This window comes from Photobacterium sp. TLY01, assembly GCF_021432065.1.
Classification (GTDB): Bacteria; Pseudomonadota; Gammaproteobacteria; order Enterobacterales; family Vibrionaceae; genus Photobacterium; species Photobacterium halotolerans_A.
Window position 1 is genome coordinate 669,851 of sequence record NZ_CP090364.1, and the last position, 24,275, is coordinate 694,125.

Annotated in this window: 20 protein-coding genes, 2 tRNA genes and 2 rRNA genes; 12 read left to right on the forward strand and 12 right to left on the reverse strand. The window is 51.9% G+C overall.

Features of this window, described 5'->3' with window-relative positions; all coding sequences use genetic code 11:
- Positions 1-215: 215 nt before the first annotated feature.
- From LN341_RS03295 to LN341_RS03315, 5 genes are all read left to right on the forward strand, one after another.
- Positions 216-3,105 (forward strand): 23S ribosomal RNA (locus tag LN341_RS03295).
- A gap of 239 nt (positions 3,106-3,344) precedes the next feature.
- Positions 3,345-3,460 (forward strand): 5S ribosomal RNA (rrf, locus tag LN341_RS03300).
- A 164-nt stretch (positions 3,461-3,624) separates the two neighbouring features.
- Positions 3,625-3,701, forward strand: a tRNA-Asp gene (locus LN341_RS03305).
- A gap of 23 nt (positions 3,702-3,724) precedes the next feature.
- Positions 3,725-3,801, forward strand: a tRNA-Trp gene (locus tag LN341_RS03310).
- 316 nt (positions 3,802-4,117) lie between these two features.
- A complete protein-coding gene (locus LN341_RS03315; protein WP_046222606.1) occupies positions 4,118-4,975 on the forward strand; it encodes an endonuclease/exonuclease/phosphatase family protein in 858 nt (285 codons plus the stop codon).
- On the opposite strand, the gene LN341_RS03320 is transcribed toward LN341_RS03315, so the two are convergent.
- From LN341_RS03320 to gloB, 3 genes are all read right to left on the reverse strand, one after another.
- Positions 4,941-5,630, reverse strand: a complete 690-nt coding sequence (locus LN341_RS03320; RefSeq protein ID WP_234204033.1) for a YIP1 family protein — start codon at positions 5,628-5,630, stop codon at positions 4,941-4,943. The two genes, LN341_RS03315 and LN341_RS03320, sit on opposite strands and share 35 nt — an antisense overlap.
- Positions 5,627-7,231: a LysM peptidoglycan-binding domain-containing protein gene (locus LN341_RS03325; protein WP_046222604.1), complete on the reverse strand. Its 1,605-nt coding sequence runs from the start codon at positions 7,229-7,231 to the stop codon at positions 5,627-5,629. The genes LN341_RS03320 and LN341_RS03325 overlap by 4 nt, the downstream gene beginning before the upstream one ends.
- Before the next feature lie 71 nt (positions 7,232-7,302).
- A complete protein-coding gene (gloB, locus tag LN341_RS03330; protein ID WP_234204866.1) occupies positions 7,303-8,061 on the reverse strand; it encodes a hydroxyacylglutathione hydrolase in 759 nt (252 codons plus the stop codon).
- A 38-nt stretch (positions 8,062-8,099) separates the two neighbouring features.
- Between gloB and LN341_RS03335 the strand changes: the two genes are divergently transcribed.
- Complete coding sequence (locus LN341_RS03335; protein WP_082095887.1) at positions 8,100-8,843, forward strand: methyltransferase domain-containing protein; 744 nt, start codon at positions 8,100-8,102, stop codon at positions 8,841-8,843.
- A gap of 16 nt (positions 8,844-8,859) precedes the next feature.
- Here LN341_RS03335 and rnhA read toward each other — a convergent pair whose 3' ends face one another.
- Positions 8,860-9,324, reverse strand: coding sequence for a ribonuclease HI (rnhA, locus tag LN341_RS03340; RefSeq protein WP_046222601.1), 465 nt, complete (start codon positions 9,322-9,324; stop codon positions 8,860-8,862).
- Between the two features lie 51 nt (positions 9,325-9,375).
- On the opposite strand from rnhA, the gene dnaQ reads away from it, so the two are divergent.
- Entirely contained in the window at positions 9,376-10,107 is a 732-nt protein-coding gene (dnaQ, locus tag LN341_RS03345; protein ID WP_046222600.1) for a DNA polymerase III subunit epsilon, read from the forward strand.
- Between the two features lie 7 nt (positions 10,108-10,114).
- Positions 10,115-11,371 carry a TIGR03503 family protein gene (locus tag LN341_RS03350; RefSeq protein WP_234204034.1) on the forward strand — a complete coding sequence of 419 codons (1,257 nt, stop codon included), beginning with the start codon at positions 10,115-10,117 and terminating at the stop codon, positions 11,369-11,371.
- A 141-nt stretch (positions 11,372-11,512) separates the two neighbouring features.
- On the opposite strand, the gene fadE is transcribed toward LN341_RS03350, so the two are convergent.
- A complete protein-coding gene (fadE, locus tag LN341_RS03355; protein ID WP_046221579.1) occupies positions 11,513-13,966 on the reverse strand; it encodes an acyl-CoA dehydrogenase FadE in 2,454 nt (817 codons plus the stop codon).
- A 357-nt stretch (positions 13,967-14,323) separates the two neighbouring features.
- Here fadE and lpcA point away from each other — a divergent pair, with 357 nt between their 5' ends.
- Both lpcA and LN341_RS03365 read left to right on the forward strand, forming a co-directional pair.
- Positions 14,324-14,908: a D-sedoheptulose 7-phosphate isomerase gene (lpcA, locus tag LN341_RS03360; protein WP_046221578.1), complete on the forward strand. Its 585-nt coding sequence runs from the start codon at positions 14,324-14,326 to the stop codon at positions 14,906-14,908.
- 30 nt (positions 14,909-14,938) lie between these two features.
- Positions 14,939-15,751: a class II glutamine amidotransferase gene (locus LN341_RS03365; RefSeq protein ID WP_046221577.1), complete on the forward strand. Its 813-nt coding sequence runs from the start codon at positions 14,939-14,941 to the stop codon at positions 15,749-15,751.
- A 64-nt stretch (positions 15,752-15,815) separates the two neighbouring features.
- Here the strand turns inward: LN341_RS03365 and purN are convergent, their stop codons facing one another.
- Both purN and purM read right to left on the reverse strand, forming a co-directional pair.
- Positions 15,816-16,460 carry a phosphoribosylglycinamide formyltransferase gene (gene purN, locus LN341_RS03370; RefSeq protein ID WP_046221576.1) on the reverse strand — a complete coding sequence of 215 codons (645 nt, stop codon included), beginning with the start codon at positions 16,458-16,460 and terminating at the stop codon, positions 15,816-15,818.
- 3 nt (positions 16,461-16,463) lie between these two features.
- Positions 16,464-17,504 (reverse strand): phosphoribosylformylglycinamidine cyclo-ligase, encoded by a 1,041-nt coding sequence (purM, locus tag LN341_RS03375; RefSeq protein WP_234204035.1) that lies wholly within the window; start codon positions 17,502-17,504, stop codon positions 16,464-16,466.
- Positions 17,505-17,698: 194 nt separating this feature from the next.
- Here purM and upp point away from each other — a divergent pair, with 194 nt between their 5' ends.
- The gene (upp, locus tag LN341_RS03380) at positions 17,699-18,325 is read left to right on the forward strand and encodes a uracil phosphoribosyltransferase (protein WP_046221574.1); all 627 of its coding nucleotides are present in this window, start codon (positions 17,699-17,701) and stop codon (positions 18,323-18,325) included.
- A 75-nt stretch (positions 18,326-18,400) separates the two neighbouring features.
- Here the strand turns inward: upp and LN341_RS03385 are convergent, their stop codons facing one another.
- Positions 18,401-19,651: a uracil-xanthine permease family protein gene (locus tag LN341_RS03385; RefSeq protein WP_234204036.1), complete on the reverse strand. Its 1,251-nt coding sequence runs from the start codon at positions 19,649-19,651 to the stop codon at positions 18,401-18,403.
- 372 nt (positions 19,652-20,023) lie between these two features.
- Here LN341_RS03385 and LN341_RS03390 point away from each other — a divergent pair, with 372 nt between their 5' ends.
- The gene (locus LN341_RS03390) at positions 20,024-21,220 is read left to right on the forward strand and encodes a DUF2066 domain-containing protein (RefSeq protein WP_234204037.1); all 1,197 of its coding nucleotides are present in this window, start codon (positions 20,024-20,026) and stop codon (positions 21,218-21,220) included.
- A 61-nt stretch (positions 21,221-21,281) separates the two neighbouring features.
- Here LN341_RS03390 and LN341_RS03395 read toward each other — a convergent pair whose 3' ends face one another.
- The 4 genes from LN341_RS03395 to LN341_RS03410 all read right to left on the reverse strand — a co-directional run bounded on the left by LN341_RS03395 (position 21,282) and on the right by LN341_RS03410 (position 24,250).
- A complete protein-coding gene (locus LN341_RS03395; RefSeq protein WP_234204038.1) occupies positions 21,282-21,707 on the reverse strand; it encodes a DUF2069 domain-containing protein in 426 nt (141 codons plus the stop codon).
- A 40-nt stretch (positions 21,708-21,747) separates the two neighbouring features.
- Positions 21,748-22,332, reverse strand: coding sequence for an NAD(P)H:quinone oxidoreductase (gene wrbA, locus LN341_RS03400; RefSeq protein ID WP_046221570.1), 585 nt, complete (start codon positions 22,330-22,332; stop codon positions 21,748-21,750).
- Positions 22,332-22,682: an arsenate reductase (glutaredoxin) gene (gene arsC / locus LN341_RS03405; protein WP_046221569.1), complete on the reverse strand. Its 351-nt coding sequence runs from the start codon at positions 22,680-22,682 to the stop codon at positions 22,332-22,334. Before arsC ends, wrbA begins: the two co-directional genes overlap by 1 nt.
- 95 nt (positions 22,683-22,777) lie before the next feature.
- A complete protein-coding gene (locus LN341_RS03410) occupies positions 22,778-24,250 on the reverse strand; it encodes a M48 family metallopeptidase (RefSeq protein WP_234204039.1) in 1,473 nt (490 codons plus the stop codon).
- Positions 24,251-24,275 lie beyond the last annotated feature (25 nt).

Consider the following 24,275-nt stretch of genomic DNA (forward strand, 5'->3'; position numbering starts at 1 on the left):
CGGAGAAAAGAAACACATGCTCTTTAACAATCTGGAAAGCTGACTAGTAAATTCAATTTTAAAGATTGAATCAAAAACTGTTTCGAGAGAAACAGAGTTCTCAAGCAATACACATTCAAGTGTCTTGTGTAAGAGTCCGGCGAATAAACCAATTGTCTCTTTGTCAGAGACACAACCTTGGTTGTTTGAACATACGAAACCTCTTGGGGTTGTATGGTTAAGTGACTAAGCGTACACGGTGGATGCCTGGGCAGTCAGAGGCGATGAAGGACGTACTAACTTGCGATAAGCGGTGATGAGGCAGTAAGAGCCACTTGAGTCACCGATTTCCGAATGGGGAAACCCAGCTGCATAAGCAGTTATCATCAGGTGAATACATAGCCTGATGAGGCGAACCGGGGGAACTGAAACATCTAAGTACCCCGAGGAAGAGAAATCAACCGAGATTCCGGCAGTAGCGGCGAGCGAAACCGGATTAGCCCTTAAGCGTGTTTAGTGTCAGGTGAAGGTCCCTGGAAAGGGCCGCGATACAGGGTGACAGCCCCGTAACTGACGATGCTTTACACGTGAAAACGAGTAGGACGGGACACGTGTTATCCTGTCTGAACATGGGGGGACCATCCTCCAAGGCTAAATACTCCTGACTGACCGATAGTGAACCAGTACCGTGAGGGAAAGGCGAAAAGAACCCCTGTGAGGGGAGTGAAACAGAACCTGAAACCGTGTACGTACAAGCAGTAGGAGCAGGCTTGTCCTGTGACTGCGTACCTTTTGTATAATGGGTCAGCGACTTAATTTCAGTAGCAAGGTTAACCGTATAGGGGAGCCGTAGGGAAACCGAGTCTTAACTGGGCGTGCAGTTGCTGGGATTAGACCCGAAACCAGGTGATCTAGCCATGGGCAGGTTGAAGGTGAGGTAACACTTACTGGAGGACCGAACCGACTAATGTTGAAAAATTAGCGGATGACTTGTGGCTAGGGGTGAAAGGCCAATCAAACCTGGAGATAGCTGGTTCTCCCCGAAAGCTATTTAGGTAGCGCCTCGGACGAATACTACTGGGGGTAGAGCACTGTTAAGGCTAGGGGGTCATCCCGACTTACCAACCCTTTGCAAACTCCGAATACCAGTAAGTACTATCCGGGAGACACACGGCGGGTGCTAACGTCCGTCGTGGAGAGGGAAACAACCCAGACCGCCAGCTAAGGTCCCAAAGTATCACTAAGTGGGAAACGATGTGGGAAGGCTCAGACAGCCAGGATGTTGGCTTAGAAGCAGCCATCATTTAAAGAAAGCGTAATAGCTCACTGGTCGAGTCGGCCTGCGCGGAAGATTTAACGGGGCTAAGTGATACACCGAAGCTGCGGCAATGCAATTTATTGTATTGGGTAGGGGAGCGTTCTGTAAGCGGTTGAAGGTGTGCTGTAAGGCATGCTGGACGTATCAGAAGTGCGAATGCTGACATGAGTAACGACAAAGGGGGTGAAAAACCCCCTCGCCGGAAGACCAAGGGTTCCTGTCCAACGTTAATCGGGGCAGGGTAAGTCGACCCCTAAGGCGAGGCCGAAAGGCGTAGTCGATGGGAAACGGGTTAATATTCCCGTACTGCTTATTATTGCGATGGGGGGACGGAGAAGGCTAGGTGGGCCAGGCGACGGTTGTCCTGGTTTAAGGGTGTAGGCTGCAGAATTAGGCAAATCCGGTTCTGCATTAAGGCTGAGACCCGATGTCGAGTCACTACGGTGATGAAGTCATTGATGCCATGCTTCCGGGAAAAGCCTCTAAGCTTCAGATAATAAGCAATCGTACCCCAAACCGACACAGGTGGTCGGGTAGAGAATACCAAGGCGCTTGAGAGAACTCGGGTGAAGGAACTAGGCAAAATGGTACCGTAACTTCGGGAGAAGGTACGCTCTTGGCGGTGAAGTCCCTCGCGGATGGAGCTACTGAGAGTCGCAGATACCAGGTGGCTGCAACTGTTTATTAAAAACACAGCACTGTGCAAAATCGAAAGATGACGTATACGGTGTGACGCCTGCCCGGTGCCGGAAGGTTAATTGATGGGGTTATCTTCGGAGAAGCTCTTGATCGAAGCCCCGGTAAACGGCGGCCGTAACTATAACGGTCCTAAGGTAGCGAAATTCCTTGTCGGGTAAGTTCCGACCTGCACGAATGGCGTAATGATGGCCACGCTGTCTCCACCCGAGACTCAGTGAAATTGAAATCGCAGTGAAGATGCTGCGTACCCGCGGCTAGACGGAAAGACCCCGTGAACCTTTACTACAGCTTGGCACTGAACATTGACCCTACATGTGTAGGATAGGTGGGAGGCTTCGAAGCAGGTACGCCAGTATCTGTGGAGCCGTCCTTGAAATACCACCCTTGTCGTGTTGATGTTCTAACGTCGCCCCGTTATCCGGGGTGCGGACAGTGCCTGGTGGGTAGTTTGACTGGGGCGGTCTCCTCCCAAAGCGTAACGGAGGAGCACGAAGGTGGGCTAATCACGGTCGGACATCGTGAGGTTAGTGCAATGGCATAAGCCCGCTTAACTGCGAGAATGACGGTTCGAGCAGGTGCGAAAGCAGGTCATAGTGATCCGGTGGTTCTGAATGGAAGGGCCATCGCTCAACGGATAAAAGGTACTCCGGGGATAACAGGCTGATACCGCCCAAGAGTTCATATCGACGGCGGTGTTTGGCACCTCGATGTCGGCTCATCACATCCTGGGGCTGAAGTCGGTCCCAAGGGTATGGCTGTTCGCCATTTAAAGTGGTACGCGAGCTGGGTTTAGAACGTCGTGAGACAGTTCGGTCCCTATCTGCCGTGGGCGCTGGATGATTGAAGGGAGTTGCTCCTAGTACGAGAGGACCGGAGTGAACGAACCGCTGGTGTTCGGGTTGTGTCGCCAGACGCATTGCCCGGTAGCTAAGTTCGGCATCGATAACCGCTGAAAGCATCTAAGCGGGAAGCGAGCCCTGAGATGAGTCATCCCTGAGGCTTCAAGCCTCCTGAAGGGCTGTTCGAGACTAGAACGTTGATAGGCAGGGTGTGTAAGCGTTGTGAGGCGCTCAGCTAACCTGTACTAATTGCCCGTGAGGCTTAACCATACAACACCCAAGGGGTTTTACGGACTCCATAAGCACTTGAATGATGTGCTGAGAACATAGTCAGATTTCCATGATTGGAAAAGATTCCGCGCGCTGTAGGTAGCGCAGGAATAAAGTGCGACAGCAAGGCAAAGGCTGAATCGAGCGAAGGCATGTACATGAGTACATAACTGAGTGAGAAAGGGCTTTAACACAGCTGGCGTGCTTTAGGACAAGCGGAAGATTTTCACCAAATTTTGCCTGGCGACCATAGCGCTGTGGACCCACCTGATCCCATGCCGAACTCAGACGTGAAACGCAGCAGCGCCGATGGTAGTGTGGGGTCTCCCCATGTGAGAGTAGGACATCGCCAGGCTCTGATTGCCAATTTGTCTACTGTAGCTTGCCGCTTTTGAGTGCTACGATGCTCATGTACTGAATGTACACTGCGCTTCTCGCATCAAAATCGTCATCGCACAGCGACAAATGATCCAAACAAAGCAGTGAAGCGTAAGACTTTGTTAGGCAGAAAAATTGAGTGGAGCGGTAGTTCAGTTGGTTAGAATACCGGCCTGTCACGCCGGGGGTCGCGGGTTCGAGTCCCGTCCGCTCCGCCACTTATTAGCTAGTAATAGCTTGCAGGGGATTAGTTCAGCCCGGTAGAACGTCGGTCTCCAAAACCGAATGTCGGCGGTTCGAATCCGTCATCCCCTGCCACTTTTTAAAAGCCTCGTCATCAGACGGGGCTTTTTCGTTTCAGACAGTCAGCGCGTTGCGCTGATGTCGGCGGCTGGTACGCCAGCCCGCAGAGGTGCCAGTCCGATCGTTCGTCATCCTTTGTCACTTTGAAAAGCCTCGTCTCCGGACGGGGCTTTGTTGTTTCTGATATGTCTGGTCAGTGTGTATGGATACAGATTTGTGAGCTGTATCTGGGTGTTTTCTTCTGAGTGGATCTGAGTTGCAGAGATTGCGCTTAGGTGTGGAAAATATCTGATGATAGTATGGTCAAATCAGAGATGGATGCAGGTGTAGAATGTTCAGAAAGCTCGCCATTGTTGTTGGTTTAACCCTGCTGGTTGCCGGAGGCGGAACCTATTACTCATTTGATATCCCTGAGCAAGCGCAGGTGACAGACGCAGTGCAGGGAAAACAGTACAGTATTCATTGCCTTGATGCTAAGCCGAAAGCGGCCATTGATCGGAATGGAATGCTTCAGGTTACAGTCTGGAATATCTATAAACAGCAACGTGACACTTGGCAGGCAGCACTGGAAACATTCAGTGCAGACAGTGATCTGGTATTGATCCAGGAAGCCAAGCTGAGTGAATCTTTTCGCCACTATCTGGCGCAGAGTCCATGGCAGGTCACGATGGCAAATGCTTTTGCTTTTCTGGATACGCCTGCGGGCGTGATGAATCTTTCGCGCCATCAGGCGGCACAGACATGCGCTTATCTGGCTGTTGAACCCTGGTTGCGTATTCCAAAGTCTGCGTTGCTAGCCAGATTCCCGCTGACGAATGGGCAGCAGCTGACGGTGGTGAATCTGCATGGGATAAATTTTGCGTGGGGACTGGACGAATACAGGGCACAGTTTGACGCTTTGTCAGAACAGCTCGAACAAGCCAAGGGACCTGTATTATTGGCCGGCGACTTTAATACCTGGCGCGAAGAGCGTATGGCTGTGGTGGCCCGTTTTATTGAAGAGTTGGGTCTGCATGAAGTTACCCTTGATAAAGATCTGCGTACCCGGGTTCTCGGCTGGCCACTTGATCATTTATTTTATCGTGGCCTTCTGCTGGAACAGGCTGAGGCACCGGGAACCGATGCCTCAGATCATCATCCAATCATAGCTCGTTTCAGGCTGTTAGAATCAGAAGCGGCCAAACAGTGACGACCAGCAACCAAGGCAATGTGGCTATCACAATGGCTTTGGCTCGCTCAATGCCACACCACAGGCTGACTGCTATATAGCTCAGTGCAATGTACCAGGGTGCGAGCAAAGGGATGCTGGAGGCGAAAGCTGCCCAGGGGTGATTCATCGGCAGTTTGATAAATGCATTCAGGCTGTTTAAATCCGCGGCATTTGGCAGGACTTGTGATGGATTGAACAATATATTCAGATAACTGGCTAAATCACCGATCAAGGTCGGCAGTAGAATAAAGCAGCTTGCAGTCAGCCACTTGCCGAAAGGTTGCGGAGCATTGCTGTTCTTTGTTGCCAGATTTAACCACAATGCCAGCATAAAAATGCTGGCAGTACGACCTAAAATATCACTGAAAACTTCACCGGCCAGCAGCACTTCCCGTGACAGCCAATCCAGTTGATTTTCTTGAGTTAACTGAGGTATCTGAGTGCGAAGTGTTTCCTGCAGCCAGGTCAGATCGACCTGATTAAAGTAGCTGCCCCATAAACCAAAGGGGGTGAGTATCAATAGCAGATAGGGGAACAGCGCCCATTTGGGGCGCTGATGCAGTGCGGTGAAGCAATCTACCGGGGAGCGAAACAAGTCCAGTAAAGCGATCAATGGATTGCTTGACGGCGTCATACGCTCACCTTAGTGACATCGACAAACAGCTTCAGTTTTTGGCCCGGCTTGAGGTACTTCTGACTGCCCAACTGATTCCATTTAATCACATCTGCCAGTTTCACATTGAAACGATCAGCGATAGCGCTGAGGTTATCACCGCTGCGGACTTCATAGAAAACTGTTCTGATCACCCCGCCGTTTTGGCTGGTTTTCCAGATATTCAGCTTTTGTCCGACGCGAAGCGTTGATTGCTTGCTTAAGCCGTTCCATTTCATCAGCTCTTTAATGCTGACTTTTTGCTTTTTCGCGATCGTCCACAGACTGTCGCCGGATTCTACCTTGTAAATCGTGCGATATCCGCTGCCGTGGCTGACCTGGGAGCGTACTTCGGTCAGGCTTGGGAAGGCATTTTCACCATTCATCGCCACAGGGATCAAAATATACTTACCGGCCCTGATGTTTGAGCCTGCCATTTTGTTCGCCCGTTGAATGAGATCAACTGAGGTGTGGTGCTTTTTGGCCAGCACGCTCAGGCTGTCACCGGCTTTGACCTGATAGCGTACGACTTTCATGCCCTGCCGGCCATTTTCTTCAAAAGATTGCTTGAAAGTCGCAACCTTATCTACCGGTAGCAGGAGGTGGGTCTGACCTTCGGGGGCCGTTGCCCACTGATTATAAGCAGGATTGAGCGATTTCAGCTCTGAAAGCGAAAGTCCTGCATATTTAGCGGCCATCGCCAGATCCATTTGGGTTTTTGGATCAACGGTTTCAACTGCAGGTTCATTGGCAATGAAAGGAATATCAACACCGTATTTGCTTTGATTCCGGACGATGTCAGCAACGGCCAAGAGTTTGGGAACATATCCGCTGGTTTCTTCCGGCAGGTCCAGTGACCAGAAGTCCGTCGGTTTACCGGCTTTTCTATTCTCACGAATTGCCCGGAATACTCTGCCTTCACCTGAGTTATAAGCTGCAAGCGCATGTAACCAGTTGCCATCAAAACGGCGGTTAAGGTACTCAAGCAGGTCAAGGGCTGCTTCGGTCGACTGGATCACATCACGACGACCGTCGTACCACCAGTTTTGCTTCAGGCCAAATTGGCGGCCTGTGCCCGGGATGATTTGCCATAAACCAGCCGCGCGGCCATGGGAATAGGCAAACTGATCAAATGAGCTTTCTACGATAGGTAGCAGCACCAACTCAAGCGGCATGCCACGCTTTTCGACGGCATCAGTAATATGATAGAGGAAGGGTTCTGCACGTGAAGCGACGATAGTCAGATGCCCGGGGTGGCGAAGATACCAGTTGCGGTAATAATTAACGCGTTTGTTATCCGGAACATCGAGCTTCAGCTGCATCGCAATGCGCTGCCATGCATCGTCCTGTTCCTGTGGCGTTACCACAGGAGCAGGCGGTTCAACCGCAGTCACTTGTGTTTCCAATGCGGTCACTGACTGGTCTTTGGTGCTCGGGTGTTTTGCTGTGGGAGCTGTGTTGTTATTATTTTGCGCTGCGGCTGAACTTTCCTGATTCGTTGCCACAGGCTCTTGTTGAGAATTTCCTGTTATTTGGCAACCAGCCAGAAGCAGCGCACTTGCTAAAAAAAATCGGGATTTCATGTAACCTGCCTTTTGCCAAAATCGCAGGTGATAATACTTGGCGAAAGGTGCAGGTTACAAGTGACCGTCCTTCAAAAATTGTCCTTCCAACGTCTGAGGGCTGCGAAGGTTTCCAGGTCACTGTCGTTAACCGCTTTATCTGAAACAGCTTTTTTGATACTAGGTTGATCACAACGTAAAAACGGATTAACGCGTTTTTCCAGCCCTAAAGTCGTTGGAATCGTGCTGATTCCCCGGGCACGTCGCTGACTGACCTCTTCTCGGTAGCGCTGCAGGTGAGGATTATCCTGCTCTGCAACTAACGCAAAGGCCAGGTTACTACTGGTATATTCATGTGCACAGAAAACTTCTGTTTCGTCTGGCAATGCGGTTAATTTTTGTAACGAATTGTACATCTGAGCTGCCGTGCCTTCAAAAAGACGGCCACAGCCAGCCGAGAACAAGGTGTCGCCGCAGAAAAGCTTGCCGTCGCCAACGTAGGCAATATGTCCCGAGGTATGGCCGGGCAAACCCAACACCATGAAACGTTCGCCAAAAATATCGACCTGATCGCCATCCTCGACCGACTGTGTTAAACCGGGAATGGCTTCAGCGCCAGGACCGACTATCTTGCAGGCAGGGAAAGCTCGTTTCAGTTCACTGATGCCGCCAACATGATCATGATGGTGATGGGTGATTAGTATCGCTTCAAGTGTCAGATTGCTGGTGTTTAAGCGATCCAGAACAGGCGTCGCGTCGCCGGGGTCGACAACCACACAGCGATTATCCGGCCCTTGAATTAGCCAGATGTAATTGTCGCTAAATGCAGGTATGCTCTTAATCGTTAGCATGAAATTGTCTCCAGTCCTTGATGTGTGAGTCATCATTTATGAAGCCAGCCCGCACAATAAAAGAAATCGATACACCCTCTTCCTGGTCTCAGCTGGTTCAGGGAGAATGGGCGGCACAAATGCTTCAGGCTCAGCTGGATGAATGGTGGCCGAGACTCTTTGGCTACCACATGCTGAAGTTGGGCGGCCTGAGCTGCGAATTCGTCAGTGGCCATTGTAACATCCGTCATCAGGTTTGTATTGATCGCGATAATCCGCTTCGGAATCTTGAAGCGGATCCAATGGCATTACCTTTTCTTGAAAAATCCTTTGATGCCTGTGTGTTAGCACATCAGCTGGATTTCTGTGGTGATCCCCATTCGCTGCTCCGCGAAGTGGACAGGGTACTGGTCGATGACGGCTATCTGCTGATCACGGGTTATAATCCGCTGAGCTTGCATGGCATGCGGGGATTGCTGCCCTGGAACCGGAAGCGTGCGCCCTGGTCGGGACGTATGTTCATGCCTATCCGGGTTAAAGACTGGCTGGGTGTGCTGAATTACGAAGTTGTGTTTCATGAAAATCTGGCCATTTTACCGCCGACAAGGTATCCGGCATTCTCTGCCTGGGCTGAGAGCATGTTGTCGGGTTCTTTCTCCGGCATCGGTGGAATTTATCTGATTGTGGCCAGAAAGCGAACTTTCCCGCTCAAGCCGATTAAGCCAAGCTGGAAGCTGCGGCGGCAACTGACACCAATCAGCGTCAATTGCCGTACTCAGGTGAACAAGAAGTCGTCAGGATAAGCGTGGCACAAAGCTGTCAGCTTTCCTGATAACCGGTATCGTCTTTGGAGGGGGATTCGGCTGCCTGACGGGCCAGCTCATCACAGCGTTCATTTTCCGGATGACCGGCATGGCCTTTTACCCAATGCCAGCGGACTTGATGGCGCTGGGTTTCCTGATCGAGCTGTTGCCACAAATCTGCGTTTTTTACCGGTTTTTTATCTGCGGTTTTCCAGCCGCGCTTTTTCCAGTTGTGGATCCACTGTGTGATCCCCTGACGCACATATTGGCTATCAGTGGTTAAATCTACCTCGCAAGATTCTTTGAGGCTGGCCAGTCCGACTATGGCCGCTAACAGTTCCATGCGATTATTGGTGGTCATGAAGAAGCCATCATTAAGCTCTTTGACATGGCCTTTATAACGTAAGATTGTGCCATAGCCGCCAGGGCCTGGGTTGCCGAGGCAAGAACCGTCGGTGAAAATCTCTACCTGCTTGGTCATCTTTGGTAGTATTCATCTTTATTAAAACTCTAGTCTGACATAACCGATACTATGAAAGCCACCAATGAACGCATAATTGTATTTGATACCGAAACCACAGGTATGAATATGACCGGCCCTCACTATGAAGGGCATCGCATCGTTGAAATCGGTGCAGTGGAAATCGTGAACCGGAAATTCACCGGACGGACTTTCCACGTCTACATCAAACCGGATCGGCCGATTGATCCAGAAGCCGTCGCCGTTCATGGTATTACGGATGAATTTCTGCGCGATAAACCTTCCTATGCTGACATTCATCACGAGTTTATGGACTTTATCCGTGGTGCTGAGCTGGTGGCGCATAACGCCCCCTTCGATATCGGCTTTATGGATTATGAATTCAGAAAGCTAGACGCTTCGATCGGAAAAACCACTGACTTTTGTTCGGTGACCGATACCCTGGATATGGCGAAGAAAATCTTCCCGGGTAAACGGAATAATCTGGATATTCTTTGCTCGCGCTACGGTATTGATAACTCTCACCGGACGCTGCACGGCGCTTTGCTCGATGCTGAGATCCTGGCCGATGTGTATCTGATGATGACCGGTGGGCAGACCTCACTGGCCCTCAATGCCGCTGGTGAAGAAAGTGACAGTGGTGCAGAAAGCGGGATACGCCGTCTGGCCTCCGGAAGGAAAACATTAAAGATTATTCGTGCTTCTGCCGATGAACTAGATGCGCATGAAGCGCGTTTAGATATCATCGAGAAAAAAGGTGACGTCACACTCTGGCGTCGATAGGAGAAGCATGCGAAGGCTAGCATTACTGTCTACATTGATTCCGGTGTTGCTTGGCACGCAAAGCGTGCAGGCAGCGTCCTGGCTGGACAACCGGTTCCGGGTTGATCCGACCGTCAAGCAAGTGGCCTTCGTGGTAGAAAGAGAAACCAAGAACCAGAATGTGGTCTTGGTCCGGCCGGACGGGGTGAAATACTATCCGTGGCGACATCCGGACAATGTCGCCTGGCACGAAGAGCCGGGCAGAGACATCATCACGATTGAAAACCCAATGCCGGGTCCCTGGCAGGCGGTTGGTCGGGTCAGTGATAAGAATCAGGTGAAGGTGCTTTCCAACCTCAAGCTGGATGTAGCACCGCTGCCGGAAAGATTGTATCAGAGCGAATCATACAAATTTACTGCTCGTCTGACACAAGATGGCGAGTTGCTGACCGACAGAGATTTTCTCGACAGTGTCAAAATGTCGGTGAATTTCTTTGAATATGTGGACGAGCCTGAAGCACAATCGGAAGATGCACTGCCCACGCCCCTGTCACTAGGGGAATTTGTCGATGATGGCTTAAACCTTGATGAAGCTCCGGGAGACGGGGTATTTACTGTCGCCCTGCCTGTTCATATCCAGCCGGGTCGTTACCGGGTGAAGATCACCTCGGGGAATGGCATTTTTCTTCGTACCCATGAGCAGCAGGTCATGGTTTATCCGCCACCGATTTTGTCCTCTTTTATTCAGGCGAGAGCACCGGAAGATCCGCATCAGCTGGTGGTGACCTCGGAGGAAGGCATGATCGAGCCGGGGTCTGTGTCTGTGCATGTTGAGCAGGAAGCCCCGGATGGCAGCGTGACAATCAGCCAGGAGCAGTCTCAGCCAGAAACAACCAATCTGGACGTTGCCGTTCCGAACTTGCAGCAGCCTGGCAGCTATGCCTGGTCCGGGTGGGTGTATGCAACGGACACCTATAAAAAGCGGCCTTTGGTTTTCCCGTTAGAAAAAAGCCACTTTGCGATTACGTCCGTTTTGCAATTAGATAAAAATCTGGCGGAGTACCGTGCACGGCAAGAGGAAAAAGCCCGGCTTGAAGCTGAAAGACAGCGACTTGCAGAGCAATTGGCCGCCCGCAGCCAGGCATGGAAGCTGATTCTGGCGGGTAACGGTGTGATGATATTGATGGCGCTGGTCTTTGTGATACTGAGAAGACGGCGAGCAAAATCGATTGAAGCAGAGCCGGAAGCACCGAAATTAGAAATTCCACCAGATGTGAAAGTCTAGCCACATAAGGCGCGGTAAATCCTGAGCTGGGTCTCAGGCTGAACAAATCAGATAACATAAAAAAGGGAAGCGCAATGCTTCCCTTTTGGTTTGTGCTTTCAACAAGCAGATATGTTTACGCAAGCAGGCAGAAGCAAATCGTTACGCAGCATTCTCAATGTCTTTCTGCGTATCAGCCACGCCTGCGACTAAACGCTGGGGGTCGAAGTCATCCACATTGATGGTGCGCAGACGACCCGCTTCAGCGCGTCGTAGCAGCTCAGCTTCATCTTCGTTGATAGCTTTCAACTCAAGGCCAGTGTCGGCCACTTGATCCAGCTGCATGAATGGCAGTTTTTTGCCCGCCGCCTGACACACACGGTCGTATAAAGGTTCTGCAGCCAGAATGTCTTTCAGCGCTTCTTCCATCATACCTGCCGGGTTCGTCTCAATCGCTTCCAGGAACTGACCGCGGCCTAACCGGTCACGGGTTTCACACGGTGTCTGCAGCATCACAGCCAGCTTGTGATCCAGTTTGTCGCTCGGTTGCACTCGAGACAGACCGCGCGGTAATATCAGAACGCGCAGCAGCCCGGCAACAGCACGGTTAGGGAAGTTGCGCAGGAACTGGTCGATGGCTTGCTCGGTCTGATACAGCGCATCTTGCAGGCCCCAGTGAACCAGCGGCAGATCTTCTTGCTTACTGCCGTCATCGGCATAACGTTTCAGGGTCGCAGAGGCCAGATACAGCTGGCTCAGGATATCCCCCAGACGTGCCGACAGGCGCTCTTTACGTTTCAGTGAACCACCCAGAACAGCCATAGACATATCAGACAGCAAAGCCATGTTGGCACTGTAGCGGTTCAGTTGCTGGTAGTATCGCTTGGTCGCATCTTTACGCGGTGAAGAAGACCCGCGACCGTCGGTCAGACCCAGCCAGAATGAGCGCATCAAATTACTGATCACAAAACCAATATGACCGAACAGTGCATCATCAAAGTCGATCAGAGCCTGACGCTGGTCTTCGTTGTAGGCAGCGTTCATTTCAGTCAGCACGTAAGGATGACAGCGAATCGCCCCCTGACCGTAGATAATCATGGAGCGGGTCAGGATATTGGCGCCTTCAACGGTGATCGCGATCGGTGCACCCTGATAGCCTCGAGCCAGGAAGTTGCTTGGACCCAGGCAGATCCCTTTACCGCCGATGATGTCCATCGCGTCGATGATGCCGCGCTGGCTGCGGTGCGTACAGTGGTATTTTACGATAGCTGAAATTACCGACGGTTTTTCACCGAGATCGATACCGGAGACCGTGAGGCTGCTGGCGGCGTCCAGCACATAAGCATTACCGGCAATACGTGCCAGCGGCTCTTCAATCCCTTCCATTTTACCGATAGGCAGTTTGAACTGACGACGAATACGTGAGTAAGCACCGGTTGCCAGGGCTGTCGTTTTGAGGCCGCCTGTGGTGTTTGATGGCAGAGTGATACCGCGACCAACCGACAGGCACTCCACCAGCATGCGCCAGCCTTGCCCCGCCATTTCCTGACCACCAATGATGTAGCTCAGCGGTACGAAAATCTTGTCACCCTGAGTCGGACCATTCTGGAACGGCACGTTGAGCGGGAAGTGGCGGCGACCGATTTTCACGCCGTCTAAATGCGTTGGGATCAGGGCACAGGTGATCCCCAGTTCTTCTTCATCACCAATTAAATGCTCTGGATCGTACAGCTTGAAAGCCAGGCCCAGAACCGTGGCCACAGGTGCCAGCGTGATATAACGCTTGTTCCAGGTCAGCTCCATCCCCAGGATTTCTTCACCCTGCCACTGACCTTTTTTGACAATACCGAAATCCGGAATGGCACCGGCATCAGAGCCTGCCTCCGGACTGGTCAGCGCAAAACAGGGAATTTCTTTCCCTGCCGCCAGGCGAGGAAGGTAGTGATTTTTCTGCTCTTCTGTGCCGTAGTGTTGCAGCAGCTCACCCGGACCTAATGAGTTAGGTACGCCCACGGTGGACGACATCACCATAGAGACACTGGACAGTTTTTGCAGCACCAGTGATTGCGCATAAGCCGAAAATTCCAGACCACCAAACTCTTTTTTGATGATCATGGCGAAGAATTTCTTGTCCTTCAGGTATTGCCAGACTTCAGGAGGAAGATCGGCCATATCATGGGTGACTTCAAAGTCATTGACCATGCGGCAAACTTCATTGACCGGGCCTTCCAGGAAGGCTTTCTCTTCTGCACTCAGGCGTGGCGCAGGAATATCATGCAGTTTGTTCCAGTCCGGCGCACCGCGAAACAGATCGGCTTCCCACCAGACCGTGCCGGCGTCGATTGCTTCTTTTTCTGTCCGCGACATTTCAGGCATCACGCCTTTGAAGGCTTTCAGGGCAGGTTTGCTGAGTAATTTCTGGCGGATGGCCTGCAGGTTCAGTGGCAATGCAATGATCAGAAACGCCAGCCAACTGTACTCGCCGGTAATGTCCAGCACAGTACCAACAGCAAGCGCGACGGCGAAAACAAGGGTGAAGGTTCTGAGGCTGGCTCTGTGATAAGCGAGCACTCCGGTTATCCCCAACAACCCCAGCAGGTACACGAGTGTAGCCATTCTTTCTTCTCCTTATCAGGGATATTCCCTTAGGGTATTTTTAGTGAATTTTATATTCGGGTAAGAGGTCATACCACTTGATTTGATTGTAAGGTAATCTTTGGCGAAATGTAAAAATCTTTTTTCGATTTTGCTGAGTAGGTTCTCATCGTCATTTGATGAAAGAGGCAACAAAAAGGTGGGATAAGTAGCAGGAAATCGGTTTCCTTATCAGCCTGGACGCTGATATGAGGGGAAAATCACTGCAATTGCTGCCTGCTCAGTCGACACTTCCTAGTGTTTCTGGGTAAACTGCCTGTCAGGGCATATCCGGCAGGGAATTCCTTGCTTTACACAACAATTCACAGAGAAAAGCCTATGTATCAAGATCTCATTCGTGCCGAACTGACTGAAGCGGCGGACGTTCTGAACCGATTCATCAGCGATGAAAAAAATCTGGCGGATATTCAGGCTGCCGCAAAGCTGCTGGCAGACTCGTTCAAACAAGGCGGTAAGGTGTTGTCCTGTGGTAACGGCGGCTCGCACTGTGATGCGATGCATTTTGCTGAAGAACTGACGGGGCGCTACCGGGATAATCGTCCTGGCTATCCGGGTATCGCAATCTCTGATCCCAGCCATCTGTCTTGTGTCAGTAATGATTTTGGCTATGAATATGTCTTTTCCCGTTACCTGGAAGCGGTGGGAGCGAAAGGCGATGTCTTGTTTGGTCTGTCAACGTCCGGCAATTCAGCGAATATTTTGAAGGCCATCGAAGCGGCAAAAGCGAAAGGCATGAAAGTGATTGCGCTGACCGGTAAAGACGGCGGCAAAATGGCCGGGATTGCGGATGTGGAAATTCGCGTACCGCATTTTGGTTATGCAGATCGAATTCAGGAAATTCACATTAAAATCATCCATATTTTGATCATGCTGGTAGAAAAGGAAATGGAAGGCACCGAGTAATTCGGTCACCTGACAGAGGGCGAAGGAAAGATGTGTGAATTGCTTGGCATGAGTGCCAACGTACCTACTGATATTTGTTTCAGTTTCACTGGCTTGATGCAGCGCGGCGGACGCACGGGTCCGCATGCTGATGGCTGGGGTATTACCTTTTATGAAGGTAAAGGATTTCGTACATTTAAAGATCCTAAACCCAGCTGCCACTCTAAAATTGCTGAGCTGGTGCAACAATACCCGATTAAAAGCTGCGCGGTGATCAGTCATATCAGACAGGCGAACCGGGGGGGAGTGTGTCTGGAAAATACACACCCCTTTACCCGTGAGCTGTGGGGGCGCTACTGGACCTTTGCACATAATGGCCAGCTGACAGGCTATGAAAACCTGGAAGCGGGGCGGTTTCAGTCGGTGGGTGACACAGACAGCGAAATTGCCTTCTGCTGGTTGATGAATCAGATTGACAGCAAATTTCCCCAGCCTCCGGAAGACTGGAGCCAGATCTTTGAGGTGGTGGCTGAGTGTTGCGATGAGCTGAGGAAGCTTGGGGTATACAATATGCTGCTCAGTGATGGTGAGTTTGTGCTGACTTACTGTACCAATAACCTGCACTGGATCACCCGGCGGGCACCTTTTGGCAAAGCCTCACTGATTGATGAAGATGTCACCATTGACTTTCAGCAAGAGACCACACCCAATGATGTGGTGACTGTGATTGCCACTCAGCCGCTGACTAATGATGAGCGCTGGCACAAAATGGCCACGGGCGAATTTGCCGTCTTTCATTATGGCGAATTGATTAATAAACGGGTGCCGGACATCCCGCAAGATCTCCCCTCATCTGCCAGTTAACTATTTCTCTGGCGAAAAAAATGCGGCTTTTAGAGCCGCATTTTTGTATTCAGTGCCTGAACGATCACTCTTCCGAGGCGTAACCCTGCTGTGGCAAACGTACACCATCCAAAAAGGCGGCGTCATCTTGCATGATCACACGTCCTTGCAGGAACCACTGGCAGACTAACGGGTAAATACGGTGCTCTTGCTGCTGAACCCGTGCCATCACATCTTCCGCTGTATCGTCAGCAAAAATAGGCACTTTGGCTTGCAGAATAACCGGGCCACCGTCTAATTCCTCGGTGACAAAGTGCACACTGGTGCCGTGCTCCGTGTCCCCCGCATCCAGCGCGCGCTGGTGAGTGTGCAGACCAGTGTACTTCGGTAGCAGAGACGGGTGGATATTCAGCATACGGCCCTGGTAGTGACGGACAAATTCACCGCTCAGGATGCGCATATAGCCAGCGAGCACCACTAAGTCCGGCTGATAGCCATCAATGAGATCGGCCAGAGCGCGGTCAAAGCTGTCGCGGTCGGCATAATCTTGCGCAGCGAGGTGGGCCGTTGCAATACCGGCTACTCGCGCCCGCTCCAAGCCATAGGCATCCGATTTATTGGAAATCACGGCTGCAATGCGGCCGTTATCGATCACGCCATTTTCACAGGCATCAATGATGGCCTGTAAATTAGAGCCGCTGCCTGAGATGAGGACAACAATGTTTTTCATTGCTTAGCGAATCTCCACCTGGGCTTCACCCTCGGCAGCATCCGCAATGGTTCCCAGCAGCCAGGCGCTCTCACCTTCAGCGTTCAGCAGCGCAACAGCTTGCTCCGCCTGCGTCTGAGGCAAGGCAATGACCAGGCCAACGCCACAGTTAAAGGTGCGGTACATTTCGTGCGTTTCAACATTGCCCGCAGTTTGCAGCCAGTTGAACACAGCCGGCCATTCCCAGCTTTTGCCATCAATGACGGCTTTTGTGCCCTGAGGCAGTACGCGTGGGATATTTTCCCAGAAACCGCCACCGGTAATGTGAGAGATAGCGTGCAGGTCGCAGCTTTCCATCAGCTTGAGGACGGATTTCACATAAATACGGGTTGGCTCCAGCAGGTGGTCGGCCAATGGCTTGCCGTCCAGATCCTGAGTCAGATCGGCCTGTGACACTTCAAGGATTTTACGGATCAGAGAATAGCCGTTTGAGTGAGGACCACTGGATGCGACGGCAATCAGTGCATCGCCAGCTTTCACTTTGGTGCCATCGATGATTTCAGACTTTTCAACCACACCGACACAGAATCCGGCTACGTCGTAATCTTCACCATGGTACATGCCCGGCATTTCTGCCGTTTCACCACCGATCAATGCACAGCCAGACTGCACACAACCTTCACCGATACCGCCCACGACGCTTGCTGCCGTATCCACGTCCAGCTTGCCTGTTGCATAGTAGTCGAGGAAAAACAGGGGTTCTGCACCCTGGACAATCAAATCGTTGACACACATGGCGACCAGGTCGATACCAATGGTGTCGTGCTTTTTCAGATCCATCGCCAGACGCAGCTTGGTTCCTACACCGTCTGTGCCAGAAACCAGTACAGGCTCTTTGTACTTGGTTGGCAGTGAGCACAGGGCGCCAAATCCACCCAGACCACCCATGACTTCAGGACGAGTTGTGCGTTTGACTACACCTTTGATTCGATCAACCAAGGCATTCCCTGCATCAATATCGACACCTGCATCTTTGTAACTAAGAGAAGAATGATTACCGCTCACAACAGATCCTCACCGGTTAAATCGCAAAATCCGCAGTATGATAACAGCAGTCAGGGCGGAAAGGAAAACGTTTGCGTCAAATATTCCTGCTGGGTGAAAGCCAAGCAGATAAGCTGCTATTCCCTACCTGTAAGACTATGGACTAGTGTATAATAGATCGATTTTTTTGAAATTTTGTTGTGTAGGAGTCCAAGATGAAAGTCGTTGAGGTAAAACATCCGCTGGTGAAGCATAAAATTGGCCTGATGCGTGAAGCCGACATCAGCACCAAGCGGTTCCGCGAGCTGGCGACTGAGGTGGGGAGCCTGCTGACTTACGAAGCGACGTCTGACTTCGAAACAGAGAAAATTACCATTGAAGGCTGGAACGGCCCGGTTGAGGTCGATCAGATCAAAGGAAAGAAAGTGACCGTGGTGCCGATTCTGCGTGCCGGTCTGGGTATGATGGATGGTGTGCTGGAACACATGCCAAGTGCCCGTATCAGTACGGTGGGTATTTATCGCGATGAGGAAACGCTCGAGCCTGTGCCTTATTTCCATAAGCTGGCATCAAACATTGATGAGCGTATGGCACTGGTGGTTGACCCGATGCTGGCGACTGGCGGCTCGATGATTGCGACCATTGATTTGCTGAAAGAGCACGGTTGTAGTGCGATTAAAGTGCTGGTACTGGTGGCTGCACCTGAGGGCATCGCGGCCCTTGAGAAAGCGCATCCGGATGTAGAGCTGTACACAGCGGCTATTGATCAGAAGCTGAATGATAAAGGCTATATCGTTCCAGGTCTGGGCGATGCCGGTGACAAAATCTTTGGTACCAAGTAACAGCAGATAACGCGCAAAAAAAACCGGCAGTTTGCCGGTTTTTTTGACGCTGTCTATTTGCTCAGAGCCATGGGCTCAGGCGTCATTCGACTCCATTTGCGCATTGTCCACGACCTTACTTTCCCCCAAGTCTTTTGGCAGCACCAGATTCAGGATAATGGCCACGATACCGCACAGGCTGATCCCCTGCAGGCTGAATTCGCCGATGCCAAACGCCATACCGCCGATGCCAAATACCAGAGTCACAGCCACAATCACCAGATTGCGTGATTTGTGCAGATCGACCTGGTGCTTAATCAGAGTATTGAGGCCGACGGTCGCAATCGAGCCGAACAGCAAAATCATGATGCCACCCATCACAGGAACGGGAATGGTTTGCAGTACAGCACCCAATTTACCGACAAAAGCCAGAATGATGGCCGTGACTGCACTCCAGGTCATGATGGCCGGATTAAAGGCTTTGGTCAGCATCACGGCCCCGGTGACTTCTGAATAGGTGGTATTGGGCGGCGCGCCGAACATAGATGCTGCAATGGTTGCCACGCCGTCACCGGCCATGGTGCGATGCAGCCCCGGTTTTTTGAGGTAGTCTTTGCCCGTGACATTCGAAATGGCCAGCATATCACCGACGTGTTCAACAGCGGGAGCAATGGCAACGGGAATCATGAACAGAATGGCATTGATATTGAATTCCGGCATGGTGAAATTCGGCATAGCCAGCCAGCTCGCCTGCTGTACCGGTGTGAAATCAACCACCCCGAATGCCAGGCTGGTGGCATAGCCGGCCAGAATACCTGAAATGATTGGCACGAGTTTGAAGATGCCTTTGGCAAATACGCTGACCAGAATTGTCACCAGCAGTGAGACACTGGCTATCCACAAAGCGGCATCACCGGCAACAATCTGGATTGCACCATCGCCACTTTTACCCAGCGCCATATTGACCGCGGCAGGTGCCAGTCCTAAACCGATCACCATAATGACGGGGCCGACCACCACAGGTGGAAGCAGTTTATGAATAATGCCGACACCGCGAACTTTGATCACACTGGCCATGATCAGATAGATCACACCAGCCATCATCAGGCCACCGAGGGTTGCAGGGATCCCCCAGGTTTGAACGCCGTACAGAATGGGAGCAATGAAAGCAAAAGAGGAAGCAAGGAAGATGGGGACACTGCGTTTGGTGATGACTTGAAAAAGTAAGGTGCCAATGCCGGCGCCGAACAGGGCGACATTGGGATCCAGGCCGGTTAAAAGTGGCACCAGAACCAGCGCACCAAATGCTACAAAAAGCATCTGCACACCTTGTAATATCTGCATCATTGTCACGAATCTCCCTTGATATAAAAAAATCGCGCAATGCTAGCACAAGCGCAAACGTTTCCCCAATGATCCTGAATATTAATTTTATAACTTTGTCATTATTGTGGCGTGAAAGGCCAACCCCCATTCGCGGGCTGTGATTTCATTTTGCCGGCGGCAAGCGGAAGCCAGACAAATCGGTCTGATGTCAGAAAGCTAACTTGTCCCCGTTTTTGGTATTTTTTTATGGTAAATAACGTCATTTTTTGCCAGCTAAGGTATAGTGAGTCCTGTCAATTTGCTGACGTCTGGTTATGGCGCTTCTGCAGCCAATAACGTTTACAACCGGGTGACTTTCATCCTTAATTAACCATGATATTCGACGAGTGATTTATGTGGCGTGTTGCTTTTTTTCTTGTAGCGCTGATGACCATGCCGCTGCAGGCGGCTACAGTGAATACTTTATATCAGGCTCAGGTGCCTTTGCCTGACTCTGACCGACAGACGGAGCAGACCGCGCGGGTTGCCGCATTGCAGCAAGTGCTGGTGAAAGTGTCCGGACAGCGAGACATCGCCGGCAACGAGGTTATTCAGAAAGCGCTGGAAAACAGCAGCGCATATGTCAGCCAGTTAGGGTATGGCAATGAGCAGGGGCAACCTGTACTGGAAATTAGTTTCGACAGCGAGAAAATCCGTACGTTGCTGACGCAGGCCAATGCCACCTTTTGGTCAGAGCAACGTCCCACTGTGCTTGTCTGGCTGGTTGAGGAGGCGAATCGTGATCGCGCCATCGTGTGGGATCAGACAGGAAACCGTCTTCAGGGGCAATTGAATCAGGCCGCGGCACAGCGTGGTATACCCGTTCTGCTGCCTATCGGTGATTTTCAGGACGTGACTGCGATCAGTGTGCCGGATTTGTGGGGCGGTTTCTCGCAGCCGATTGCAAATGCCAGTACCCGCTATCAGCCTGATGCTGTGCTGATTGCACGCGTTCAGCGTGGTAGCGGCAGTATGCAAGTGGCCTGGCAGCTGTTTCCGGGATCACCGGCCGCCATGCTGGACGGTGACTCGGCACCAGTTGAAGGGCGCCATAGCGGAGACGGCGCGGCAGCCTTGACGGCTATGATGGATCAGGTTGCCGATAACCTGGCAGCACGCTATGCCGTACAGTTGGGTGGTGTCGCTGACGGTGGTTTTGCCATTGACGTGGCGAATGTACGTCGGGTTGAAGACTTTTTTCAGTTGGAGAAACTGCTGAAGGATCTCAGCTCAGTGGCCTCAGTGAATGCCAGCCATTTGCAGGGGGACAAAGTCCGCTTTGCGATTCGGTTGTTGAGCAACGAGCAGGCCTTTGCTCGCGAGCTGAGTATGGAACCCAAAATTCAGGCGCAGCCGGTTTCGTCGCTGGTACGTGATGTCACCTTTGAGCAGCACTCTGCAGGGGAGATAACCTCAGCTAGTCAGGAAGGTATGATTGTGCCGACGTCCCGGGAAGGATCGGCGTCTGAGCCTTTGCCTCAGTTGGATGTGTCTGCACCTCAGGGCGCAACATCAAATGTCGGCCAGTATTACTGGAACCCGAACGCCTGATGGTCGATGGTCATCACATCTGAAAGAACCCCGGCTCAGTGCCGGGGTTTTTATACTGACATTATTTATCGCCGTGGGCTTCGCGCTCTTCCCGCTCAACCTGAGACAGCTTTTTCAGCTTGTTACCCAATTCCCGTCCCCGTGCCCGAGCAAACAGGATGTTGGCGAAAAAAGCCGCGGTGGTCAGTCCGAGCTCAATCAACGCCAGCCAGCGCTCCCCGCCATCTACCCAAAGCAGGGTCAGGGCATGCAGAAAATAAAACATCAGAATGAAGTTTGCCCAGGCATGGGTATAAGGTCTCCCTTGCACGATGCCTTTGAGGGGAAGTAATAAAGGCAAAATCCACAGCCCGGCAACCACATAGTTGTTCAGGTGCGGGTGGGGCGAAATCACGCTCTGCCACAGAAAAACCCACAACAGCAAAGACAGGTTCACTGTCAGTGAGAAGTAGTGTAATTTCCGGGTTGAGGGGCTCATTGGTTTCATATGGGTATCCGTATCTTAAAACTGCACAAGTGCGGCAGGATCATACTGATTGATGCAATTGCCTGGCTGTCTGGGCCAGCCTTTTCCCTAAGGCTTGCGCCAGAGCGGCTTCGTCTGGTGTCAGCCCGTCATTCTGGTTGAGGTGCGAAGCGCCGTAGGGCGTACCGCCAGACTGTGTGGTATGCAGCAGTGGTTCTGAGTAAGGTAGCCCTAATACCAGCATACCGTGATGCAGCAGGGGTAAAAGCATGGATTGCAGTGTCGTCTCCTGTCCGCCATGCATGGAAGACGAAGCCGTAAACACGCAGGCGGGTTTGCCGATCAGGCTGCCCGAGAGCCATTGTGCACTGGTACTGTCGATAAAGTGTTTCAGCGGCGCAGCCATATTGCCAAAGCGGACTGGGCTGCCCAGCGCCAGCCCCTGGCACTGCTCCAGATCTGCTACTGAAACATAGGGATCGCCTTGTTCCGGCGTGTCTTCCAGCTCACCGTTCGCGCGAATGTCCGGTACGGTACGCAACACGGCTTCACATCCTTCGACTTGTCCGATACCCCGTGCAATTTGTCTGGCGAGTTGGCGGGTGCTGCCATGGCGGCTGTAGTAGAGCACCAAAATCGACAGCATTACAGGATATCCAATACTTGCTCGGGCGGACGGCCAAGGGCCGCTTTATCGCCTTTGACCACGATAGGGCGCTCAATCAGTTTGGGATGGGCAACCATAGCGTCGCGCAGTGCCTGCTCTGAGACTGAGTCGTCGCCCAGATTCAGTTCTTTGTAAATATCTTCTTTGGTTCGCATCATCTGGCGGGCAGAATCAAATCCCAGCTTTCGCTGCAACTCGGCTAATTGCTCAGCTGAAGGCGTTTCTTCCAAATATTTAATGATGTCGGGCTGAATGCCTTTGCTCTCGAGCAGGGTTAAGGTTTCCCGGCTTTTTGAACAGCGTGGATTGTGATAAATGGTGACAGACATAATCTCTCCCGGATTGTCGGTATTTTATTGTCAAGACAAAGCCCGCCAGATGAAGCGGGCTGAATCACGAATCGTCAGGTGAAGCGGCGCGCTGGTCAGAGATCGGCAAATCTGGCCCGGGCCAGACGAAGCTGATCAATACGTGCATCATATCTGGCCTGATCCAGCGAGCCAACCTCGACCATCTGGCTGGCCTGGATATAATTCTGGATCGCTTTTTCCCAGTCGCCGCGCAATGCCATGACTTCCGCTCGTGCTGCCAGTTCGCCGTCTCTGCGTCCTGTGCCGGCATAGGCTTCGGCCAGCATGCCCCAGCCATTCACATCGTCAGGGTTATCGTAGGTAAAACGACTGAGCAGCGACAGGCTGTCTTTCGCCCGGCCGGCTTCAAGGTAGGCATGGGCCAGATTGAGTCTGAGTACGGCATTTTCCGGGTTGGATTTCAGCGCTTGCTGTAAGCGGTTGATGGCGCTCTCATAGCGCTTCTCGAACAGATCCAGATCGGTTGCTGAATCAATAAAGAAACGGTTACCCGGCTCGGCCTGCAGCAACGGCATCAGTTGTTCACGCGCCTGATCATATTTTCCGCTGTCCATATACACCAGGGCTTTACCGTAACTCACAGCCATTTTGCTGGCACCATGCGCTTCTTTTTCTTTGCGGTTGAACCAGTCCAGCGCATTACGGCTGTCCAGATTGGCATACCGCGCGATGATTCTGGCCTGAGCCAGCAGATAACTTTCTGAGACAGGGACTCGGTGAGGCGGATATTGGGCGGCCCGGCTGCGGGTATCTGCAATACGTGATTCAGGTAAGGGGTGTGTCAGCAACATCGCGGGTGGTGTGCTGGCATAGCGGTACTGATCGGCTAAGCGGCCAAAAAAGCCGGGCATTGCCTGAACATCGAACCCGGCTTTGGCTAAGGTCGCGATCCCGATCCGGTCTGCTTCCATTTCATTGCTGCGGGTGTAGTTGATCTGGCCCTGCACTGAGGCTGCGGTGGTTGCCTGCATGGCGGCGATGCCCGCTTCCGGTGCAGCAATCGCCAGCATCAGAGAACCAATCAGAGCCGCCATGGTGGCCGGGGATTTCTTGGCCTGATCTTCCATGCTTCTGGCCAGATGGCGCTGAGTGATGTGGGCAATTTCGTGCGCCATGACGGAAGCCAGCTCGCTTTCACTCTGGGCATGGAGGAACAGCCCGCTGTGCAGGGCGACATGACCGCCAAAAAAGGCAAAGGCGTTCACTTCCCGGTTCTGAATCAGAAAAAACTCAAATGGTGTACGCACATCCTGCGCATTGGCCACTAACCTGTGTCCCAGATCTTTCACATATTCGGCAAGCAGAGGGTCATTAATAATCGGTTTACTGGCCCGCAGCAAGCGCATGTAGGCATCGCCGTATTCCAGCTCTTTTTCGATGGTCAGTGTGGAGGCTGCTGTTGTCCCTATCTCGGGCAGATCTTCCAAAGAAGCCTCAGCCCGGCTCACCGGCGCTGTGCTCAGCAAAGCACACAGCAGCAAACAAACGGGCTTTTTGACAAATCGATGCTTAGAAATGGTGATCATCTTCATTCGTATGTTGATATTCCGG

Excerpts from the sequence above, each read along its gene's own strand:
- LN341_RS03315 (WP_046222606.1), top strand. The coding sequence starts at position 4,118 with ATGTTCAGAAAGCTCGCCATTGTTGTTGGTTTAACCCTGCTGGTTGCC.
- LN341_RS03320 (WP_234204033.1), bottom strand. The coding sequence starts at position 5,630 with ATGACGCCGTCAAGCAATCCATTGATCGCTTTACTGGACTTGTTTCGC.
- LN341_RS03325 (WP_046222604.1), bottom strand. The coding sequence starts at position 7,231 with ATGAAATCCCGATTTTTTTTAGCAAGTGCGCTGCTTCTGGCTGGTTGC.
- gloB (WP_234204866.1), bottom strand. The coding sequence starts at position 8,061 with ATGCTAACGATTAAGAGCATACCTGCATTTAGCGACAATTACATCTGG.
- LN341_RS03335 (WP_082095887.1), top strand. The coding sequence starts at position 8,100 with ATGAAGCCAGCCCGCACAATAAAAGAAATCGATACACCCTCTTCCTGG.
- rnhA (WP_046222601.1), bottom strand. The coding sequence starts at position 9,324 with ATGACCAAGCAGGTAGAGATTTTCACCGACGGTTCTTGCCTCGGCAAC.
- dnaQ (WP_046222600.1), top strand. The coding sequence starts at position 9,376 with ATGAAAGCCACCAATGAACGCATAATTGTATTTGATACCGAAACCACA.
- LN341_RS03350 (WP_234204034.1), top strand. The coding sequence starts at position 10,115 with ATGCGAAGGCTAGCATTACTGTCTACATTGATTCCGGTGTTGCTTGGC.
- fadE (WP_046221579.1), bottom strand. The coding sequence starts at position 13,966 with ATGGCTACACTCGTGTACCTGCTGGGGTTGTTGGGGATAACCGGAGTG.
- lpcA (WP_046221578.1), top strand. The coding sequence starts at position 14,324 with ATGTATCAAGATCTCATTCGTGCCGAACTGACTGAAGCGGCGGACGTT.
- LN341_RS03365 (WP_046221577.1), top strand. The coding sequence starts at position 14,939 with ATGTGTGAATTGCTTGGCATGAGTGCCAACGTACCTACTGATATTTGT.
- purN (WP_046221576.1), bottom strand. The coding sequence starts at position 16,460 with ATGAAAAACATTGTTGTCCTCATCTCAGGCAGCGGCTCTAATTTACAG.
- upp (WP_046221574.1), top strand. The coding sequence starts at position 17,699 with ATGAAAGTCGTTGAGGTAAAACATCCGCTGGTGAAGCATAAAATTGGC.
- LN341_RS03385 (WP_234204036.1), bottom strand. The coding sequence starts at position 19,651 with ATGATGCAGATATTACAAGGTGTGCAGATGCTTTTTGTAGCATTTGGT.
- LN341_RS03390 (WP_234204037.1), top strand. The coding sequence starts at position 20,024 with ATGTGGCGTGTTGCTTTTTTTCTTGTAGCGCTGATGACCATGCCGCTG.
- LN341_RS03395 (WP_234204038.1), bottom strand. The coding sequence starts at position 21,707 with ATGAAACCAATGAGCCCCTCAACCCGGAAATTACACTACTTCTCACTG.
- wrbA (WP_046221570.1), bottom strand. The coding sequence starts at position 22,332 with ATGCTGTCGATTTTGGTGCTCTACTACAGCCGCCATGGCAGCACCCGC.
- arsC (WP_046221569.1), bottom strand. The coding sequence starts at position 22,682 with ATGTCTGTCACCATTTATCACAATCCACGCTGTTCAAAAAGCCGGGAA.
- LN341_RS03410 (WP_234204039.1), bottom strand. The coding sequence starts at position 24,250 with ATGATCACCATTTCTAAGCATCGATTTGTCAAAAAGCCCGTTTGTTTG.